Here is a 20,102-nt window from a genome sequence, read left to right as displayed (position 1 = left end):
CTATGCAACTGTCTAAAAAGAATTTGAAAGCGATTGACCCGAAAAATGCCGTGGTCATTCCGGATGAAAGTTTATTTGCATTGCCTGAAAAGGTATTGCAGTTCGGCACGGGAGTACTTCTTCGTGGCTTGCCTGACTATTTTATTGATAAGGCTAACCGCCAAAATATTTTCAATGGAAGAGTTGTGGTCATAAAGTCAACAGCCAGCGGTGGAGCCGATGCGTTTGACCAGCAGGATGGTCTATATACGCTTTGTGTAAGAGGAATAGAAGATGGTAATACCATTGAAGAAAACATTGTTCACTCCGCCATCAGCAGGGTTCTGTCGGCTGCTACGCAATGGGAAGAGATTTTAAAATGTGCCGCTAATCCGGATATGCAGGTGATCATTTCCAATACAACCGAAGTGGGCATTGTGCTGGATGCAGACGACGACCTGCAGGCATCTCCACCACGATCTTTTCCTGCCAAGCTATTGGCGTTTTTATATAAGCGCTACAGGGCTTTCAACGGCGATCCTTCTAAAGGTATGGTGATCATTCCTACCGAACTGATCACGGATAACGGGACGAAACTGGAAGCGATTGTTGAAGAGTTGGCTCATCAAAATAATCTGGAATATGCATTCATGGACTGGTTAGAAAATGCTAATTATTTCTGCAATTCGTTAGTAGATCGCATTGTGCCGGGTAAGTTGCCTGCTGCCATGCAGTCAAAGATGGATGCAGAAACAGGTTATACGGATGAGCTCATGATCATGAGTGAAGTATATCGTTTATGGGCCATTGAATCAGATAAAAAACAGGTGAAGGAAATATTGTCATTCAGCGAGGCGGACAAAGGTGTAATCATTACGGATGACATTGAATTTTTCCGTGAATTAAAACTTCGCTTGTTGAACGGTTCGCATACGTTTAGTTGCGGCTTAGCTCACCTGGCCGGGTTTCAAACAGTGAAGCAGGCAATGGACGATGAGAATTTTTCTGCCTATATCAGTCATCTCATGATGCAGGAAATAGCACCTTCGATCACCAACGCTAATCTCAGTATTGAAGCTGCAAAGGATTTTGCAGCAAAAGTGTTGGATCGTTTTCGCAATCCCCATATAGATCATCAATGGTTGAGTATTACAATGCAGTATTCATCCAAAATGAAATTGCGGAATATCCCCGTGATCAAAAAATACCTGGATCGTTTTGGTACGGTGCCGGGCTATATGGCGACGGGTATGGCTGGGCACCTGTTGTTTATGAAGGCAGAACGGGCTGATGATGGCAAGTATTATGGAGAGATGAATGGCAAACGATATCATATCAACGACGATAATGCAGCCTGGTTTGCTGAAAAATGGCAAACTGCAACCAGTACTCACCAATTAGTAGCAGATATTTTATCCGATGAGGCATTTTGGGAAACTAACCTTGGCAACCATGCTGATTTTACTGCAGCGGTTTCCGGTAAATTGCAGGAGTTAATTGATAACGGCGTGGTTGCTGTATTGAAACAAATTTCACAACCGGCAAAATCGATAGCAAATTGATGAAACCGAATGTATTGAAAATTCATCCGAAGGATAATGTGCTGGTGGCGCTTAAAAACTTATCAAAAGGCGAGTCGGTACAGTACGAAAATGAAACCTTTGTTTTGGCGGATGATATAGCGGCGAAACATAAGTTTTTTGTGAACGATATGAAGGCAGGCGATGAAGTGATTATGTATGGAGTACTGGTAGGTAAGGCGCAGCATGATATTCCTGCTGGTGGGCTCATGACGACGCAAAATGTTAAGCATGCTGCTGAACCATTTGCCTACAGACCCTATCATTATAAATGGCAGGCCCCGGATGTTAGCAAATTCAGGAACCGCACTTTTAATGGTTACCACCGTAGTGACGGGAGAGTTGGCACAGCTAATTATTGGCTATTTATTCCAACTGTTTTTTGTGAGAACAGGAATCTCGATGTGATTCGGGAAGCCCTGCACAACGAACTGGGCTATGCCGTCACCGATAAATACAAACAAAAAACACATCAGCTTATAGAGCTTTATAAGAAGGGTGAAGATATCACTTCCGCCGACCTTTCTCCCTCTTCTTCGGAGAGGGCCGAGGTGAGGTTATTTAAAAATGTGGATGGTATTAAATTTTTAAATCACCAGGGCGGATGTGGAGGTACCCGGCAGGATGCGGCTATTTTAAGCAAACTATTAGCAGCCTATGCTGATCATCCCAATGTTGCAGGTGTCACGGTGTTAAGCCTGGGTTGTCAGAATCTCCAGGTAAAGGATTTTCAAAATGATTTGAATCAGCGCAATCCAAATTTTGACAAACCGCTATACATTTTTGAGCAACAGCAATCGCAAAGCGAAGAGCAATTGATAACCGAAGCGATTCGCAAAACGTTTTTAGGTTTGATTGAAGCAAACAAACTTGAAAGAAAGCCGGCTTCGCTGGATAAAATGGTGGTAGGCGTAAAATGCGGTGGTAGTGATGGTTTCAGTGGTATCTCTGCTAATCCTGCTGTGGGGTATTTTTCTGATATGATGGTAGCCCTGGGTGGTAAAGTATTGCTGGCGGAGTTCCCCGAACTATGTGGTGCTGAACAAAACTTAATCGATCGTACAAAGGATGAAGCAGCGGCAAAAAAATTTATTCATTTGATGACCGCTTATAGTGAGGCTGCTACGAAAGTCGGATCGGGGTTTCACATGAACCCTTCGCCCGGCAATATAAAAGATGGATTGATAACGGATGCTATCAAGAGCGCCGGTGCTGCACGCAAGGGTGGGACTTCACCGGTTGAAGATGTATTGGATTACACAGAGCCGGCCGTAAAGCCTGGACTAAACTTGGTTTGTACTCCTGGCAATGATGTGGAAGCTACAACTGGTAAAGCTGCCAGCGGCGCTACGCTTATTTTATTCACAACCGGGCTTGGAACTCCGACAGGAAATCCGGTTTGCCCAACTATTAAAGTAGCTACCAATTCTTCTCTTGCAAAACGAATGAGTGATATTATTGATATTGACTGCGGACCGATTGTAGAAGGAGATAAGACAATTGAACAAATGGGAGAAGAAATACTGGAATATTGTATCAAAGCCGCCAGTGGTGAAGTGATACCCAAAGCTGTGCAACTAAACCAGGATGATTTCATTCCATGGAAGAGGGGTGTGAGTTTGTAATGCCTATTCAGCCTCCTCCCGATCCCGACGAAATGTCGGGACCACCAAAGCGCAGCCCTCGCTTTTCGATGACTTCAATAAATTATCGGAGTCTTCGAAATAGCTGAGCAGAGTTATAATGTTGATGTGGTAGTTATGAAGTGTGGGTTTGCAACGCGGCACCGCTCCTTCCCTTTTGGGGAAGGAGAAGGAGGATGTGGCCGAAAAGTATTGGAGAGGAACGTTTCCCCTCCTTGGAGGGGCGAACTTAGGAAACTCACTACTGTAGTAAACAGGGGTGGGTTGCCAAATAGCGAACAGAACGATGAAGAGTGCGACGTGCCTACCGGCAGGCAGGCGCAACGGAAGCTCAATAGTAGTACTGCAGTTGGTACAAAAAATAAAAAAGTAGTATGAAAAAATTTTTAGACGAAAATTTTTTGTTGCAAAATAAAACGGCTCAACAGCTTTACCATGATTTTGCGAAGCAAATGCCGGTGATCGATTATCATAATCATTTGCCACCGGAGCAGATCGCTAATGATATCAATTTTGAAAACCTGACACAGGCCTGGTTGTATGGCGATCATTATAAGTGGAGAGCGATGCGCATCAATGGTATCAATGAAGATTATTGCACCGGCAAAGCAGGCGACTGGGAAAAATTTGAACAATGGGCAGCAACCGTTCCTAACACTTTAAGAAACCCTTTGTATCACTGGACACACCTGGAACTGCAGCGTTATTTTGATGTTCACGATATCTTGAATCCTGCCAGTGCCAGTAAAATATATGAAACATGCACGGCCAAGTTGCAATCGGCGGAGTATAGTGTGAAGGGATTATTGCAAAAAATGAACGTGGAGGTTCTCTGTACCACCGATGATCCTGTTGACTCTCTTGAATATCATCAAAAGATCAGGGATGATGAGTTTTCCATAAAAGTGTTGCCGGCCTTCCGGCCAGATAAGGCAATGAATGTGGACGATGCTGTGTCCTTTAATCAATACCTCGGCAAACTGGAGGCTGCATCGAATGTTTCGGTCAACAGCTTTGCTGATTACCTCGATGCATTAAAAAAGCGTCATGACTTTTTTGCTGCTATGGGCAGCTCAGTATCCGATCATGGTCTTGAGAATATTTATGCCGAAGACTATACCGAGGCGGCTATTAAGTCAATTTTTGACAAGATCCGCTCCGGCAAAAATCTTTCGACAGAAGAAAATCTCCGGTTCAAAAGCGCTATGCTGGTGATTTTTGCTGAATGGGATTGGGAAAAAGGTTGGGTGCAGCAATATCATTTGGGAGCATTAAGAAATAATAACAGTCGCAGGTTATCACAACTTGGACCCGATACTGGTTGGGATAGCATCGGCGATTTTGCGCAGGCAAGATCCATGGCCAAATTTTTAAACCGCCTGGATGCTGACAATAAGCTGGCTAAAACAATTATCTATAATCTTAATCCCGCAGATAATGAAGTAATGGCAACCATGATTGGTAATTTCAACGACGGATCAGTTGCTGGTAAAGTACAATGGGGATCGGCATGGTGGTTTTTAGATCAGAAAGATGGAATGATTACGCAAATCAACGCATTGTCCAATATGGGACTGCTTAGCCGGTTTATCGGCATGTTGACCGATAGTCGTAGTTTTCTTTCATTCCCAAGACACGAGTATTTTAGAAGAATTCTTTGCAATTTGTTTGGCGAAGAAATTGAAAATGGAGAATTGCCCAATGATATTCCATGGACTGGAAAGATAATACAGGATATTTGTTACAATAATGCCCGCGACTATTTTAAATTTGAATCTTTAAGTCTGCCAATGGCAGAAAAGCAAACAACATTTTAAAATAGTCATACTTAATGCAAACATTGGAATTATTTAGTCTCGCAGGCAAAACTGCAGTTGTAACAGGATGTGATACCGGCATCGGACAAGGAATGGCCATTGCGCTGGCAGAAGCAGGAGCTGATATTATCGGCACTTCACGGGTTGGTGATTATACAGCTACACAAAAAGCAGTAGAAGAAGCCGGCCGAGAATTTACGTATTATAAACTTGATATTTCCGAAAGAGATCAATTGTATACGTTCGTTAACAAGGTAAAGGCTGAACACAGCAGAATTGACATATTGGTCAGTAATGCGGGCACTATTATGCGGAAGCCGGCAGCGGAACATCCTGATGAATATTGGGACAAAGTGATTTCGATCAACCTGGATGCCCAATTTATTTTGGGTCGTGAATTTGGAAAACATATGATTGAAAAAGGCGGTGGTAAAATTATTTATACCTGTTCACTGCTTAGTTTCCAGGGAGGAATTAATGTACCCGGATATACTGCATCCAAATCGGCGGTGGCAGGTTTGGTAAGAGCATTTGGAAACGAATGGGGTAGCAAAGGTGTTTGTGTAAATGGTATTGCACCGGGTTATATCGAAACAAATAATACCCAGGCTTTGCGTGAAGACCCTGATAGAAATCAATCAATTTTAGCCCGTATACCTGTCGGACGTTGGGGAGTTCCGGATGATTTCAAAGGGCCTGTTGTTTTCCTGGCGTCTGATGCGTCCAATTATGTAAATGGCACTGTGTTGTTTGTAGATGGTGGATGGATGGCCCGATAGCCTTTTTTATCTATGATTTTTATTGATCAAGTGCAGATAAGTTTCTGTCATTGTAAAATGTTTAGCAGCTTTATTTAGCATCGCAGGTTAGCGGTTATATACAGGTAATCATTATTTTCGATGATTAATGTAAAAAGTAAATTATTGAACAAAAAATGAAACTTCATTATACAAATAATATTCAATTTTCACCGGTTGAAAATGAGGGCATGGGCATTCGCTTTGCTATTAGCCAAAACGAGACGAAACATTTTGACACGGACCGGCTCCGGGAAAATTTTTTGGTATCGCCACTTATGCAGGATGATACAATTCAATTGACCTATACACATTATGACAGGGTGATTATCGGTGGTGCAAAACCGATGAGCAAATCCATACAGCTTCCGAATCACCCGGAGTTAAGAGCTGAATATTTTTTGGAAAGAAGGGAATTAGGGATCATCAATGTTGGGGGAAAGGGTAAGGTTGTGCTCGATGGACAATCTTTTGAATTGAATAAACTGGACTGTGTATATGCTGGAAAGGGCACAAGAGAAGTGAGTTTTTCCAGTGATCAATCTGCTGACCCGGCTATATTTTATCTGTTATCGGCGCCGGCTCATGCCACTTATCCCAATACAAAATTTACAAAAGAGCAGGCAGCACCCGTTAACTTAGGCGCAGCTGAAACATCTAATAAAAGAACTGTGTATAAATACATTCACCTCGATGGCATCCGAAGCTGCCAACTGGTGATGGGCCTGACGGTTTTGGAAGCCGGTAGTGTTTGGAATTCTGTTCCACCGCATACCCATACCCGCAGAATGGAAGTTTATTTTTATTTTGACTTGGGAGAACAACATCGCATCTTCCATTTCATGGGCGAACCGCAACAAACAAGGCATATTGCTATGGCCAATCACGAAGCCGTTATTTCGCCTCCCTGGAGCACCCATTTTGGCTGCGGCACCAGCAATTACGGTTTTATCTGGGGAATGGCCGGTGAAAATTTAGTGTATACAGATATGGATGCTGCTCCTGTGCATGAATTAAAATAAAATGAGTAAAATTTTTTGTTTTGGTGAAATACTGTTGCGGATGAGTCCTGTGCTAAACAGGAAATGGATCAGCGAAGCATCAATGCCGGTGTATGTTGGCGGAGCTGAATTGAATGTAGCTACAGCTTTGGCCAAGTGGGAGTTGCCGGTTATGTATGGTACGGCCATGCCGGATAATTATTTCAGCAAAGAGATCATTGATGAATTGCAGGCAAAGAATATTGACACATCTGCTATTCATTTTTCAGGTGACCGGATTGGAATATATTATTTACCGCAGGGTGCTGATTTAAAAAATGCAGGAGTTATTTATGACAGGGCTCACTCATCTTTCGCATCATTACAGCCCGGCATGATCAAGTGGGATGAGGTGTTGAAGGATTGTAATTGGTTTCATTTTAGTGCCATCAGTCCTGCATTGAATGAAAATGCCGCACTGGTTTGTAAAGAGGCATTGAAAGCCGCATCAGCCAGGGGAATAAAAATTTCTGTTGATTTGAATTACCGGGCCAAGCTTTGGCAATATGGCAAGCAGCCGGAAGATGTGATGCCGGAATTGGTACAATACTGTGATGTGATCATGGGAAACCTCTGGGCCGTAGAAAGCCTGTTAGGAATTTCATCACCCATCAAAAGCAGTGAAGGAAAAAGCAGCGATGAACTTATAGAGGCTACCGGCAACAGTATGCTGCAACTACATAAGCATTATAAAAAGGCTTCCAGCTTCGCCTATACATTTCGGTTACAAAACGATTATTGGGCCGTCTTGCAGTATGGAGCCGAAATGACTGTCTCAAAAAAGTTTGTGATCGACGAGGTAGTGGATAGAGTAGGAAGCGGAGACTGTTTTATGGCTGGCTTGATTTACGGACTTTATCATCAGCATCAGTCGAAAGACATTATCAATTTTGCCGCAGCGGCTGCCGTGGGTAAGTTGTATGAAACAGGGGATGCTACCCAGCAAACGGTACAGCAGGTAAAAGCGAGAATATAAATGAAACGAACGGAGCGTAGCTATATAAAAATTATTCTTTCATAGTTTTTAAACTATTCGCAACAGCGGATCGGAGACAAACAACATGCAGAATGCCATAGGAAAATACACAAAAGATGAACTCGCCGGGAATTTGGGAGAAACAAGCAGTGCGCAGAGTGCTGTCGGAAAATACAGGTGGACTATTTGTGCTCTTTTATTTTTTGCTACGACTGTCAATTATCTTGACCGGCAGGTGCTGAGTTTGCTGCAGCCCTATTTGTCCAGCCCGGAAATGTTCAATTGGACCAATACGGATTATGCAAATATTACCGCCGTGTTTCAGTTTGGCTATGCTCTTTCCATGTTGTTTGCAGGTAGGATAATTGACAAGTTGGGAACCAAAAATGGTTATGCGTGGGCTATAGTTATTTGGTCGTTGGCTGCCATCATTCATGCTGCTGCCATACCAATTGGTGAAGCTATGTCTGCTGTTTTAGGATGGTTTGGAATCGCGGGATTTTCGATATCGGTTTTGGGTTTTATGTTTTCGAGAGCCATACTCGCATTTGGCGAAGCGGGAAATTTTCCCGCCGCTATCAAAGCAACAGCGGAATATTTTCCGAAGAAAGAAAGGTCGTTAGCAACCGGCATCTTTAATTCCGGTGCGAATGTGGGCGCAATACTGGCGCCGCTTACAGTGCCCTGGATACAGTTGAACTGGGGATGGGACTGGGCTTTTATCATCATGGGGATCATCGGATTTATATGGTTGTTGTTTTGGTGGATATATTATGAAAAGCCTCAACGACAAAAGAGATTGTCGGCGGCTGAACTCGCTTATATTAGTTCCGGTGAAGAGGAGAAAGCCCCTGAAGTAGCAGAAGAAGAGAAAAAAGTATCCTGGGTAAAATTGTTGCAATACAAGCAAACCTGGGCTTTTGCCTTTGGAAAGTTTATGACAGATGGAGTTTGGTGGTTCTTCTTATTTTGGTTGCCTGCCTATCTCAAAGCACAATACAATATTGTTGACAGAGCAGTAATGCTGCCTCTGGCGACTCTTTATACTATAGCTATGGTGGGGAGTATTATGGGGGGATGGTTCCCGGTTTATTTTATCCGGAAAGGCTATAGGGTATATGATGGCAGAATGAAGGCCATGCTGATGATCGCATTCATTCCTCTTGTCGTTTTATTGGCCCAGCCATTGGGATATATCAGCTATTGGATACCGGTTTTATTGATTGGTATCGGTGCTTCGGCTCACCAGGCATGGAGTGCAAACATATTTACAACGGTATCGGATATGTTTCCCAAAAAGGCTGTTGGATCAGTAGTAGGGATTGGTGGTATGGCTGGTGGTATCGGCGGTGTGGTAATGTCAAAACTGGGCGGTGCATTGTTTGATCATTACAAGGCATTAGGGCATATTGAGACAGGCTATACTATTATGTTCACTATTTGTGCTGTCGCTTACCTGGTGGCCTGGTTGGTTATGAAGTCGCTTGTGCCAAAATACAAACCTATTACAGACCTGTAAGCTCTAAATTCATCAGTAGAAAAAAAGAGAAGCCATGAGCTTCTCTTTTTATTTTCTTGTACAGCTTTTTTGAAATCAGTTGGAGTACTCGATATATACTTTTCGCCCGGTCATGGCGGTCAGTGAATCCAGTGTTCGGCTGGTATCGGAGATGGCCGGAAGTAACATAAATAAGGTGTACTGGATAGAGTCTTTTGTTTCCATCTGTACTTTCCAGCGAATATCAATAAGCTGATTATAACGTTTAAATGCCCTTCTTTTTTTCGCTACCTCTAAAACGTATTTATAATTTTCCGGTGTTGAAACCTGGCTTGTTGAAGAACTACTATCAGTCACAGGCATGGTTACTGTGGGGTCTGGTGTTGCCTCAACGGACTGAACAATATTTTCGCTGGCTGCTGACGTAATTTCAGTTTGTTTGTTCCGCTTAGAAATCACATATCCTCCCCAGATAGTGAATCCAATTCCCAAAATCAGGGCGGCGGCAACAACGGGGCGCTGCCACCCAACTTTTGTTTTTGAACCACTTAAAAACGTGTCATATTTTGAACTTGATTCTTCCAGGGAAACTGGCTGTAAGTCTTCGGCCGTGTTTAATTCTTTTATTTTATCAGTCGACACGGCTATGGATGTAAACTCATATTCTCCTGTTTTCAATTTTGTAAGAATACCGATGCCTTCGAACAGGTAAGGCTTACCCATATTTAAAAACTGTTGGGCCAACTGCAGGTGTGATTCAAGGTCAGACGAAGCCAGTGATTTCATCTTGCCGGTTTTTTCGGCAATAAATTCAATTAGTCCGGCAGATTCTTTTGCCGTTGGTTTGTTTACAAAACTTACTCCTTCCAGGATCGTTTGCCGTTGTTTAGTGTTTTGGAGAGAAGAAATAGCAGAATTGTCTAATACGAAAGTGCCAATAGCGGGAAGATCTAATTGTTTGAAGTTATAAAGGTATTGGGCCAATAAAGATGGTATTTTCACGGCAGTTGGAATTGTAGACACAATATAAATAATTTGATCGGCTGATGCAAGTGTCTGACGCTGATATGTTTTAATTTTGCGCAATTATGCTTACCGAAGACGAGGAAAAGTTTGTTGTGTACTGGGAAAACAACCGGTTTCGCCGCAAAAAACTACTTAAACAACTGGCCATTGGCCTTCCCATATCTGTTGCCATCGTAATTGCCATTTTCATCAATTTTTTTTCCGGCTGGTATAAGAGAGCTGATATGATGATACGTTCCCAAACCTCACTCATATTGGTACTGGTCATTGCGGCCTTACTGATTGTTGTTTTTGTTGCAGTTTTCTCGGCGAAACATCAATGGGATTTAAATGAGCAGCGCTATAAAGAGTTTTTGGCGAAAAAAGAGCGGTCCTGAATTTTTCAGGTTTGCAGCGTTTCGACGGTATATCGGTCTTTATATACAAACTCCTACATTTGCGACTAATTGAAATTGACGTATGAAAAAAGCATTATTCTCTATTTTAATCTTTACCCTGTTTCTCCAATCTTGCAAAAAGAACGAATCAAAATGTGATTATGATCCGTGTACCAACAAAGCCCCTGCTTCAGAGATAGCAAACTTACAGGCCTATATAAGCGCTAATTCAATTACAGCGACCCAGCATTGCAGCGGCGTTTTTTACAATATTGAAACAATAGGTACGGATAAATCGCCAAACCCATGTTCTAATATTTCTTTTAAGTATAAAGGTTATTTAACCAATGGAAATGTATTTGATCAACAAACCACTCCTGTTGATTATAGTCTTGGTAGATTAGTACCCGCCTGGAGAAATGTATTACCAATGATAAAAGCGGGAGGAAGAATGGTAATATATGTTCCACCAAGCCTGGGATATGGCAGCCAGGATTATGGTTCTATTCCTGGCAATTCGATTTTAATTTTTGAAGTTGACCTGGTTGCTGTTCAATAATAGAATTATTGCTTGCTTAAAGGCCTTGAACTGCTATCGGTTCGGGGCTTTTTAATTGTAATTTTGTCGAAACCATTTTTACTTGTCATACGAACCTATATCAGTCTTCGATATTTTTAAAATAGGAATTGGACCTTCCAGTTCACATACGCTTGGTCCATGGAGAGCCGCTCAACGTTTTCTCGAAACACTTAGCTCACGAAATATTCTTTTTGAAGTGGCGGAGATAAAAGTGTTGCTTTATGGCTCATTGGCAAAAACCGGTCATGGCCATGGGACAGATATTGCCGTTCAGTTAGGACTTAGTGGTGATGATCCGGTAACATTTGATGTCAATAACATCCAATCGAAGATAGCCGATATTGCTGCCATGAAAGAGATAGTGTTGGCAGGCAAGCATGAAGTGAAGTTTGACTCCAGGGAAGATATTGAGTTCCTGTTTACAGAATCATTGCCTTATCATCCCAATGCATTAACGTTTTTAGTGAAGTTGAAAAACGGAGATTTAATAGCTGAAACGTTTTATTCCATCGGTGGAGGCTTTGTGATAAAAGAGGGGGAGGGTTCTGTTTCCAATGCCGATTTGCAATTAACCTTCCCGATAAACACGGCAAGTGATCTTCTTCATTGGTGCCGAAAAACGGGGCTAGCCATCCATGAAATAGTGATGGAAAATGAAAATACGTGGAGACCCGAACATGAAACGAACGAAGGCATTTTGAAAATCTGGCAGGTGATGAAAGAATGCATGTACAGGGGATGTCATACCGAAGGCGTATTGCCGGGTGGATTGTCGGTGAGAAGACGTGCCGCTTCACTAAATAAAAAATTATTGCCTGGAGCAGTCTATAAAGATTTTGATTCCTGGGTGGCTGCTATACAGCAAGGCGGCAACGACTTTAAATATACGCTGGATTGGGTCAGTTGTTTTGCATTAGCAGTAAACGAAGAAAATGCATCATTTGGAAGAGTGGTGACTGCGCCTACTAATGGAGCTGCCGGAGTGATCCCCGCCGTACTGCAATACTTTGTTACATTCTGTAATGGTCATAAAGACGAGTCGGTCATTCGGTTCCTGTTAACCGCTGCAGAGATTGGTAGTATTTTCAAAAAAGGTGCGACTATTTCAGCTGCCATGGGCGGCTGCCAGGCAGAGATTGGTGTTTCATCCGCAATGGCTGCCGCGGCATTGACAGAGGCAATGGGCGGAAGCCAGCGGCAAGCTATGATGGCGGCGGAAATTGCTATGGAGCATCATCTCGGGATGACCTGTGATCCAATTGCCGGACTGGTGCAGGTACCCTGCATAGAAAGAAATACGATGGGAGCCATCAAAGCTATCACGGCATCGCAACTTGCTTTGCAGAGTACTCCTGACTATGCCAAAGTTTCATTAGATGCTGTAATAAAAACAATGTGGGACACGGCGCTGGACATGAATAGCAAATACAAAGAAACAGCTGATGGCGGCCTTGCCGTTAATATTCCTATCAGCTTAAGCGAATGTTAGCTAAAAAGTATGTTGAGCGAAGTAGAAGAATCAACTCCTGATATAATTCTCCAATTGATTGATTGTTTCCTTTTGTGCAAGAATAGTTTCCTTCACTACATCACTCATTGAGATAATACCACTGAGCCGGTCCTTTTCAAATACGGGCAGGTATCGAATGTTTTGCTGTGTCATCAGCGACATGCAATGTTCCACGCTGTCTGATGGTTTGATGGAAGGGAAATCCCTGGACATAATTTCTGAAACTATCGTATCGTCGGAATGTTTTCCTTTTAATATCACTTTGCGGGAATAATCTCTTTCTGTTACAATACCTAAAAAATGATCGTTTTCCATCACCACTACAGAACCGATGTTTTTTTCGGCCATCAATTTCAAAGCATCCAATACCGTCGTTTCCGGTAAAACGTTAATGGCTGTGTTTCCTTTCCGGGCAAGAATGTCAGATACCTTATTCATATGCGTGTTTTTGTATGGGGAATTTACGGAAAGATCGAAGCAACCCCAAAAAAAATTAACTACCGGAAAGGGATTGAAATGTTGATACCGGGCATCAATTCAAAAGCGGGTTCTGTTCGGGTTCTTTTGCTTCGATGGCGCTATAATCCCTGATAACATGATACAATGTGTCTCTTTCCACCGGCTTTCTTTTTGCCTGTTTAATAAGAGTGACAAGCTGGGCTGTGTTCATAGAAGGGTTTTGTTCTTCAGAGCCGGCCATGGAGTAGATTTTAGTGGTGTCATCAATAGTGCCATCGATATCATTTACGCCAAATGACAAGGTCAGTTGCGCATTTTGCCTCCCGAGCATAGGCCAGTAGGCTTTTAGGTGAGGGAAGTTGTCAAGATATATTCTTGCTACGGCATACATCTTCATGTCTTCTACGATGGTGCTTTCCGGAACGGAGCTCATATCATTATTCTTATTTCTGAATTTGAGCGGTATGAAGGTATTAAAGCCGCCCGTTTTATCCTGCAGATCTCTTAGTCGGCGCATGTGATCAATACGATGAGCATAATTCTCAATATGGCCATAGAGCATGGTGGCGTTGGAGTGCATGCCTAACTTATGCGCCGCTTCATGAATTGCCAGCCAGCCGTCCGCATCTACTTTATCAGCACAAATTTGTTCTCTTATTTCAGGACTGAATATTTCGGCTCCGCCACCCGGCAATGAATCCAGGCCGGCTTCATGCAATTGTTTCATGCCTTCTTCCACACTAAGCTTTGCCTTGCTAAACATATAATCCAACTCAACAGGAGTGAAGCCTTTGATGTGAAGCTCCGGGCGATGCGCTTTTATTTTTGTAAGCAGATCAGCAAAAAAAGACATTGTCAGCTTTGGATGAACGCCGCCTACGATATGTACTTCAGTGACGGGTTTGCCATCATAACTTTTTACAATATCCAGCATTTGATCAGTTGTGAGTTCCCACCCCTCTTCACGATGCGCATAGAGACGGCTATAGGAACAAAAATTGCAGCTGAAAACACAAATATTGGTTGGTTCAATATGGAAGTTGCGGTTGAAGTAGGTAGTGTCGCCGTGTAATCGTTCCCGGATGGAATTTGCCAATGATCCTAAAAACGGGAGGCTGCCTTTCTCAAAGAGCAATAAGCCTTCTTGGTCGGTAATTCTTTCTTTATTTCTTACCTTCTCTGCAATCGCCGCCAGTTCAGAATCGATAGCGGCCGTTTCCATAATTTCTTTCGCCAAAACTCCGGGCATCGTAGTAATTTATTTATTGGTAAAACAAAATTACGGTCCTAAGGTTTTGTTGTCCGATAAAATTTGGCAACATTAAAAAATTCTTATCTTACCTGCTAATACTTATTATTTTACAAAACACCATTGCATGAATGTAAAGTCCCGCCTGGTTATAATGAATTTCCTGGAGTTCTTTGTTTGGGGATCCTGGTTGATTTCGTTGGGAGCTTATTTGTTTAATACATTGAGGTTTGAAGGCTGGCAGGTGGGGGATATTTATGGCACCATGGGGGTTGCTTCCTTGTTCATGCCGGCTTTGCTGGGTATAGTTGCCGACCGTTGGGTCAATGCAGAAAGAGTGCTTGGGCTTTGTCATATCATCGGCGCCTGCCTTTTACTATATGCTTCTACGGTTACAGATTACAACACACTATACCTGGTGATGCTTTTCAATTCTATGTGCTTTATGCCGACAATAGCATTGAACAATACAGTATCTTATATTATTCTGGAGGAAAGAGGGTATAATATTGTGAAAGACTTTCCCCCGATCAGGGTATGGGGAACAGTTGGTTTTATTGTCGCAATGTGGATGGTAGATCTTGCAGGCTGGACCAAGAGTCCGCTTCAATTATACATCAGTGCCGGAGCGGGGATTCTATTAGGCATATATGCTTTCACTATGCCGAAATGTCCACCCGCCAAAACGGGTCAGAAGAAAAGCCTCGCATCTTCATTGGGATTAGATGCATTTGTGCTTTTCAAAAGAAAGAAAATGATTATCTTCTTTTTGTTTGCGATGTTCCTGGGAGCGGCATTACAAATTACCAATGCTTACGGTGGCGCCTTTTTGGATGATTTTAAACTAACGTATCCTGGTTCATTTGGCGTAAAGCATCCCAATGTTTTGCTTTCAATTTCCCAGATTTCAGAGACATTGTTTATTCTCACTATTCCATTTTTTCTTCAAAAATTTGGAATTAAAAAAGTAATGCTGTTGAGCATCTTTGCCTGGGTATTCCGGTTTGGATTGTTTGGTATTGGTAATCCTGGGTCAGGATTATTCCTGCTCATTTTATCGATGATCGTATACGGCATGGCCTTCGACTTTTTCAATATCTCAGGTTCTCTTTTTGTTGAAAAAGAAGCGGACATCAAGATCAGGGCGAGTGCACAGGGATTATTTATGTTGATGACAAACGGAGTAGGAGCTTGGCTGGGCACAAAGATCAGCGGTCGTGTGGTAGATTATTTTACAGCGGCTGGCGTTAAAGATTGGCAGAGCATCTGGTTTAGTTTTGCTGGTTATGCACTGGTGTTAGGTATTGTTTTCCCGCTGGTGTTTCGGTACAGGCATGATCCGAAGGAGATGCAGAGCATTCATCATTGATCCTTTTCGTTACTATTTGTTATTGCTACTTTTTTACCTATGTATCAGCTTTTATTGCTCGCTTTGTGTCTCTTTAAAAAATAAATTGCATTTATAAGGTGAAGCCTGTAAACATGAAAAAAAATTATCTATCGATCCTTTCTGTTTTTATCATGTCGATTGGCGTTGCGCAACCTGTTAAAGAAAATGGGCAGTTAAAAGTATCCGGTATTAATCTTGTCAATGGGCAGGGGCAAGCAGTAGTATTGAGAGGCATGAGTTTTGGCTGGCACAACTGGTGGCCACGCTTCTATAATGCCGGCGCCGTAGGTTGGTTAAAAAAAGACTGGGGTTGTAATGTAGTCAGAGCTGCTATGGGCGTCGAGCCGGACAAAGGTTATATTAAAGAACCTGCCTGGTCGAAAGGAAAAGTAAAGGCAATAGCAGATGCAGCCATTAAAGAAGGCATTTATGTCATCATCGACTGGCATAGCCATAATATCAGGCTCGAAGAAGCAAAAAAGTTTTTTACAGAAATGGCAACTGAGTACGGCAAATATCCTAATATCATCTACGAAATTTTCAATGAGCCGGAACGGCAATCCTGGGTTGATGTGAAAGCCTACTCAATAGAATTGATAAAAACGATCCGCGCAATAGACCCTGATAACATAATTTTAGTCGGCACGCCTCATTGGGACCAGGATATTCATCTCGCCGCAGATGACCCGATCAGGGGCTACGACAACCTGATGTACACCTTGCATTTTTATGCCGCAACACATAAGCAGCAGCTAAGGGAGCGGGGTGATTATGCGCTTCAAAAAGGCCTGCCACTGTTTATTTCTGAATCTGCCGGAATGGAAGCAACAGGTGATGGTCCACTTAATGAAACAGAGTGGAATGAATGGATCAACTGGGCCGAAAAAAATAAGATCAGTTGGGTGACATGGTCAGTGAGCGACAAAAATGAAACCTGTTCCGTCTTATTACCTTCTGCTTCTTCCGATGGTAAGTGGCGGCAAAAAGATTTGAAACAATCAGGAATAAAGGCAAGGGAACTGATAAGAAGATATAATGGACTTAAGCCATAAAGACTTGGGTTTAGTAACTGTTTATTGCTATTTGCCCCAACGAAAAGTAGATACATCAAAACCGGCGAGATCAAGCACCCGGTCTACAACTGTGGAAGCAACGGCATCTATTGTCTGAGGTTTACTATAAAAGGAAGGGGTGGCAGGGCAGATAATTCCACCTGCCAGGGTAATAGTTTCCATGTTGCGGATATGAATAAGGCTGTAGGGTGTTTCCCTTGCTACACAAATAAGCTTTCTTCTTTCTTTTAAAACTACATCGGCAGCTCTTGTAATAAGATCGTTAGACATGCCCGTTGCGATGCGCCCCAAAGTGCCCATCGAGCAGGGAATGATGATCATGGTATCGTATTGTCCCGATCCCGAAGCAAACGGCGCAGTAAAATCCTGCGTGTTATAAAGCTTGCCCGGCAATTGATTATAACTATCATCCGCCAGCTCAGTTTGCCAAACTTGCTGGGCATTTGATGTCATTACAATCGATAGTTCATTCCATTGCGACTTTAAATTGTCGAGCTTTAACAGCAAATTTTTTGCATAAATAGAACCACTGGCACCTGTGATTGCGACAACAATTTTTCTCATTCCCGTTGAATTATAGCAGCAAAAGTCAGTAAATGATATGAAGTCAGATGTAAATTATGCAAACGTTTGTGTTTTAGGTTAAAAACGTTTTAGCCCCAAAGCTATTGAGATAAATCAATAAAGTGTAGAATAAACACTTAGTTGAGAAAAAAATGGATAAATTTTTTTCGATATTAAATCTTTATTAACGATATTGCTCATGAATTTTCATAGGATAAGGTTTAATGGTTAATGGTTTTTGATTAGGGCCCCCGACTTAACGTCGGGGTTCTTTTTTTCCCACATTAAATAAGTTTACACTATAAAAAATGTCCCACCGAAAAGCGGGACATTTTCTAAGGAAATAACCAAACTAAAATGCCTTTGGCTGTTTAGCCTGTTGAATGGGTTTTTGGGTGTTTTCGTTCCCCATATTTTCAATGATCCAGTTCGTCATTTTGCTCCAGAGATGAAAGCTCGTATTATCCATCGAACCGGAAATGCCATGATTTTTATTGGGATAGTAAGCACTTTCAAAGTCGATATTGCTTTTAACCAATGCTGTTATCATTTGGGTGGCATTTTGAAAATGAACATTGTCGTCCGCAGTGCCATGAATGAGCAGGTATTTACCTTTTATCTTATCAGTATGGTTGATTGGTGAGTTATCGTCATAACCCGTGGGGTTTTCCTGCGGTGTCCGCATGTATCGTTCGGTATAAATATTATCATAGAATCTCCAATTGGTAACAGGCGCTACTGCCACAGCAGCCGAAAAAACATCTGCACCCCTGGTGATCGCCAGTGAACTCATAAAGCCTCCATAGCTCCAGCCCCAGTGACCGATATTATTCTTATCTACAAATGGCATCGAGCCCAGGTATTTGGCCGCGTCAATCTGGTCCTCTATTTCAAATTTTCCGAGTTGCAGGTAGGTTTTCTTTTTAAATTCCTCTCCACGATAGCCGGTTCCGGTATTGTCCACGCTTACCACAATAAATCCTTTTTGAGCCAATAATTGATGCCAGAAGCTAACTGCTCCAAAGCGGTTGGCAACCTGTTGTGAACCGGGTCCCCCATAGTTACAAAACAAGACCGGGTACTTTTTGGAAGCATCAAAATTGGCAGGTTTGAGCATCCAGCCGTTCAAGGTGTCGCCTTTGCTATTAGGCACCCGGATGAACTCAGCTTTACTGATCTCGTATTCGTTTATTTTTTCTCTTTGTTTAGCGCTTTCACTTACTGTTTTTATAAGCGATGAACTAATGGCTTTTTTGCTAGCGCTAATTGAATTCAATGTAACGACCTGTGGTGTATTGATATCAGTTTTGAAATCGTAGAACTGGGTGAAATTATCATTGAATTCAACTCTATGCCATGCCTGGCCCTGGGTTAGCTGAAACGTGTTTTTGCCGGTAAAATCAGTTACAAACAAATTCCTATCCATAGGTCGGGGATAGGCCATCGTATAAAATATTCTTTTGTTGACTTCATCTACACCAGTTATCTCCGTTACCTCATGGTTTCCTTTGGTGACCTGGATCTTATTTTTTCCATCAAGGCCGTATAGATACAGGTGACGATAGCCATTCATTTCACTGGTAAAAAGAAAATGTTTCCCATCTTTTAAGAACCACCAGTCATCATTGATCTCTACAAAATATTTGTTTTTCTCTTCATAAAGTAGACTGCTGGCGCCGGTCTTAGCATTTGTAGCTAACAGCTTCAGGTCATCCTGGTGCCGATTCATCCAAAATACTACTAGGTTATTATCATCTTTTGTCCATTTGATGCGAGGTATATAAATATCTCCCTGTTCATATTCGGCTTTAACATCTTTGCCAGTTGCCAGATCGTAAATATGTATCTCCACTTTGGAATTGGCCTCACCGGCCTTTGGATATTTATAACGGTAATCTTTGTTATAGGCATTGTCGTAAATCGTCATATTGTATTCCTTTACATCCGTCTCATCGAAACGGTAGTAGGCGATATAATTTCCTTTGGGGCTCCACTCGAAAGCACGGGTAAATTCAAACTCCTCTTCATACACCCAGTCACAATTACCATTGATGATGTAATTCCATTTGCCATCGGTTGTCACCGCTTTGACGCTATTGGTGGAAAGGTCCTTTATATAAAGATTATTGTCTTTCACATAGGCAACCCTGAAACCATCAGGTGATAATGTGGGATGTAAAACTTTGCCGCTGTCAAGGGATGTGATTTTTTTTGTCAGCGAGTCGAATACATACACGTTTGCTTTTGATGACCGGCGATAGATCGGCTCCACATTCGATCTCAGTATCACGATACGGGGATGGGAAGAACTGTAAATGATATCAGAGGGTTTGTCGATGACATAGCCCTTTTCATCCTTCAACTCCGCGGGCAATACCGGGTCGGTTGACTTTTTCCCAAAATCCGCTGTTATATATTCGCCACGGAAAGTTCCTTTTTTATAGATATCCTCCAGTGTGATTTGCTTCTTTTGTCCAATAACAACTAAGGGCAGGAGAAAGAATACAAGCAATAAGTTACGCATTCGTTGATTTTTGAATTTGA

At 42.3% G+C, this 20,102-nt stretch carries 17 protein-coding genes; 12 read left to right on the top strand and 5 right to left on the bottom strand.

What is annotated here, in order from left to right; genetic code table 11:
* Positions 1–2 precede the first annotated feature (2 nt).
* The 7 genes from ACFEL9_RS11785 to ACFEL9_RS11755 all read left to right on the top strand — a co-directional run bounded on the left by ACFEL9_RS11785 (position 3) and on the right by ACFEL9_RS11755 (position 9,351).
* On the top strand, positions 3–1,541 hold the full coding sequence (locus ACFEL9_RS11785) for a tagaturonate reductase (protein WP_385889975.1): 1,539 nt from the start codon (positions 3–5) through the stop codon (positions 1,539–1,541).
* A complete protein-coding gene (locus ACFEL9_RS11780) occupies positions 1,541–3,184 on the top strand; it encodes a UxaA family hydrolase (RefSeq protein ID WP_385889972.1) in 1,644 nt (547 codons plus the stop codon). The genes ACFEL9_RS11785 and ACFEL9_RS11780 overlap by 1 nt, the downstream gene beginning before the upstream one ends.
* A 392-nt stretch (positions 3,185–3,576) precedes the next feature.
* Entirely contained in the window at positions 3,577–5,019 is a 1,443-nt protein-coding gene (gene uxaC, locus ACFEL9_RS11775; RefSeq protein WP_385889969.1) for a glucuronate isomerase, read from the top strand.
* Positions 5,020–5,033: 14 nt separating this feature from the next.
* Positions 5,034–5,798, top strand: coding sequence for a 2-dehydro-3-deoxy-D-gluconate 5-dehydrogenase KduD (gene kduD / locus ACFEL9_RS11770; RefSeq protein ID WP_385889967.1), 765 nt, complete (start codon positions 5,034–5,036; stop codon positions 5,796–5,798).
* A 155-nt stretch (positions 5,799–5,953) separates the two neighbouring features.
* On the top strand, positions 5,954–6,838 hold the full coding sequence (gene kduI, locus ACFEL9_RS11765) for a 5-dehydro-4-deoxy-D-glucuronate isomerase (RefSeq protein WP_385889964.1): 885 nt from the start codon (positions 5,954–5,956) through the stop codon (positions 6,836–6,838).
* 1 nt (position 6,839) lies between these two features.
* Positions 6,840–7,832: a PfkB family carbohydrate kinase gene (locus tag ACFEL9_RS11760; protein WP_385889961.1), complete on the top strand. Its 993-nt coding sequence runs from the start codon at positions 6,840–6,842 to the stop codon at positions 7,830–7,832.
* Positions 7,833–7,917: 85 nt separating this feature from the next.
* Positions 7,918–9,351 (top strand): MFS transporter, encoded by a 1,434-nt coding sequence (locus ACFEL9_RS11755; protein ID WP_385889959.1) that lies wholly within the window; start codon positions 7,918–7,920, stop codon positions 9,349–9,351.
* Between the two features lie 75 nt (positions 9,352–9,426).
* Here ACFEL9_RS11755 and ACFEL9_RS11750 read toward each other — a convergent pair whose 3' ends face one another.
* Positions 9,427–10,353 carry a hypothetical protein gene (locus ACFEL9_RS11750; protein ID WP_385889956.1) on the bottom strand — a complete coding sequence of 309 codons (927 nt, stop codon included), beginning with the start codon at positions 10,351–10,353 and terminating at the stop codon, positions 9,427–9,429.
* 65 nt (positions 10,354–10,418) lie between these two features.
* Between ACFEL9_RS11750 and ACFEL9_RS11745 the strand changes: the two genes are divergently transcribed.
* The 3 genes from ACFEL9_RS11745 to ACFEL9_RS11735 all read left to right on the top strand — a co-directional run bounded on the left by ACFEL9_RS11745 (position 10,419) and on the right by ACFEL9_RS11735 (position 12,802).
* Complete coding sequence (locus tag ACFEL9_RS11745; protein ID WP_385889953.1) at positions 10,419–10,733, top strand: hypothetical protein; 315 nt, start codon at positions 10,419–10,421, stop codon at positions 10,731–10,733.
* A gap of 82 nt (positions 10,734–10,815) precedes the next feature.
* On the top strand, positions 10,816–11,292 hold the full coding sequence (locus ACFEL9_RS11740) for an FKBP-type peptidyl-prolyl cis-trans isomerase (protein ID WP_385889950.1): 477 nt from the start codon (positions 10,816–10,818) through the stop codon (positions 11,290–11,292).
* A gap of 82 nt (positions 11,293–11,374) precedes the next feature.
* Entirely contained in the window at positions 11,375–12,802 is a 1,428-nt protein-coding gene (locus ACFEL9_RS11735; protein ID WP_385889948.1) for an L-serine ammonia-lyase, read from the top strand.
* A gap of 30 nt (positions 12,803–12,832) precedes the next feature.
* Here ACFEL9_RS11735 and ACFEL9_RS11730 read toward each other — a convergent pair whose 3' ends face one another.
* Positions 12,833–13,261, bottom strand: coding sequence for a CBS domain-containing protein (locus ACFEL9_RS11730; protein ID WP_276501864.1), 429 nt, complete (start codon positions 13,259–13,261; stop codon positions 12,833–12,835).
* A 94-nt stretch (positions 13,262–13,355) separates the two neighbouring features.
* On the bottom strand, positions 13,356–14,531 hold the full coding sequence (gene mqnE, locus ACFEL9_RS11725) for an aminofutalosine synthase MqnE (RefSeq protein ID WP_385889945.1): 1,176 nt from the start codon (positions 14,529–14,531) through the stop codon (positions 13,356–13,358).
* A gap of 127 nt (positions 14,532–14,658) precedes the next feature.
* Between mqnE and ACFEL9_RS11720 the strand changes: the two genes are divergently transcribed.
* Positions 14,659–15,900 carry a nucleoside permease gene (locus ACFEL9_RS11720; RefSeq protein ID WP_385889942.1) on the top strand — a complete coding sequence of 414 codons (1,242 nt, stop codon included), beginning with the start codon at positions 14,659–14,661 and terminating at the stop codon, positions 15,898–15,900.
* A 113-nt stretch (positions 15,901–16,013) separates the two neighbouring features.
* Positions 16,014–16,973, top strand: coding sequence for a glycoside hydrolase family 5 protein (locus tag ACFEL9_RS11715; RefSeq protein WP_385889939.1), 960 nt, complete (start codon positions 16,014–16,016; stop codon positions 16,971–16,973).
* A 27-nt stretch (positions 16,974–17,000) separates the two neighbouring features.
* On the opposite strand, the gene ACFEL9_RS11710 is transcribed toward ACFEL9_RS11715, so the two are convergent.
* Together ACFEL9_RS11710 and ACFEL9_RS11705 are read right to left on the bottom strand one after the other, a co-directional pair.
* Positions 17,001–17,558: a UbiX family flavin prenyltransferase gene (locus ACFEL9_RS11710; protein WP_385889936.1), complete on the bottom strand. Its 558-nt coding sequence runs from the start codon at positions 17,556–17,558 to the stop codon at positions 17,001–17,003.
* A 352-nt stretch (positions 17,559–17,910) separates the two neighbouring features.
* Positions 17,911–20,082: a S9 family peptidase gene (locus tag ACFEL9_RS11705; RefSeq protein ID WP_385889933.1), complete on the bottom strand. Its 2,172-nt coding sequence runs from the start codon at positions 20,080–20,082 to the stop codon at positions 17,911–17,913.
* Positions 20,083–20,102: the final 20 nt, after the last annotated feature.

Source organism: Terrimonas alba (assembly GCF_042434975.1).
Lineage (GTDB): Bacteria > Bacteroidota > Bacteroidia > Chitinophagales > Chitinophagaceae > Terrimonas_B > Terrimonas_B alba.
This window is presented reverse-complemented; position numbering and strand designations above follow the sequence as displayed.